The organism is uncultured Aurantimicrobium sp. (assembly GCF_936931525.1).
GTDB lineage: Bacteria > Actinomycetota > Actinomycetes > Actinomycetales > Microbacteriaceae > Aurantimicrobium.
The window spans coordinates 1-1034 of record NZ_CAKZII010000093.1; the positions used below are offsets into that span (position 1 = coordinate 1).

Consider the following 1034-nt stretch of genomic DNA (forward strand, 5'->3'; position numbering starts at 1 on the left):
AAGGTTGATGGCATCGACTTCGCCTAAAAATGACACTGAGGAAGCCAGACCTAATTCTTCAGCTCGAGCAGAAAAAGCTCGGATGTCCTTAGGGAGACATCCGCCTCCAAAGCCCACTCCGGCGTTCAAGAAACGACGGCCAATGCGAGTGTCATAACCAATGGCATCTGCCAGCTCGGTCACGTTGGCCCCAGTTGCTTCGGCAATCTCGCTCATCGCGTTGATGAAGCTGATTTTGGTTGCCAGGAAAGCGTTTGCTGCAGTCTTGACCAGTTCTGCTGTGGCGAGGTCAGTCTCCACAACGGGCGTGCCTGCTTCAATCGCAGACGCATAAACCTCACGCAGGGCAGCAACAGCTTCCTTCTGACCGGCGCCTTCGGCAATACCGAAGACAAGTCGGTCAGGAGACAGGGTGTCCTTGACAGCAAAGCCTTCACGTAAAAACTCGGGGTTCCACACCAGTGTTGCTGAGGAACCAGCAGATAAGAGTTTCTCTGCCAGACGCTGTGCTGTTCCGACGGGAACCGTACTCTTTCCCACAACGACGTCAGCAGGGCTGAGGTGTGGCAATAGAGCATCAATTGCAGCATCCACAAAGCGAATGTCAGCAGCGCCGCTGTCGTCGCTCTGAGGGGTTCCTACGGCGATGAAGTGCAGTGTGGAACCGGCGACTTCTGAGACATCGGTGGTGAACTTGAGGCGCCCAGATGCGAGAGATGAATTGAGAATCTCAGGTAAGCCGGGTTCAAAGAACGGAGGGTTTCCTGCATTCAGCGCAGCAACTTTGTCTGAGTCCACGTCAACTGCGACTACCTCATGTCCGAGATCTGCCATCGCAGCGGCATGGACAGCTCCAAGATAGCCACAACCAATAACGGAAACTCTCATGAGTTAAACACTAACTACTGAATCCAGACAGTTGTTGTTGCCCGAAGTGAATAACGGGTAAAGCGAAATTAGCTGAAGTCTGGGTCAGGCTCGAAGGAGTATGCCACTGGCCACTGGCGACGACCTGCGTTGAGGACACCGTTGCT

The 1034-nt window shown here is 53.9% G+C and carries 1 protein-coding gene; it reads right to left on the reverse strand.

Annotated features, from left to right (window positions below; translation table 11 throughout):
* Positions 1-888 (reverse strand): UDP-glucose/GDP-mannose dehydrogenase family protein (locus Q0362_RS04475; RefSeq protein WP_298120308.1); only part of this gene is annotated, 888 nt, incomplete at its 3' end.
* Positions 889-1034 lie beyond the last annotated feature (146 nt).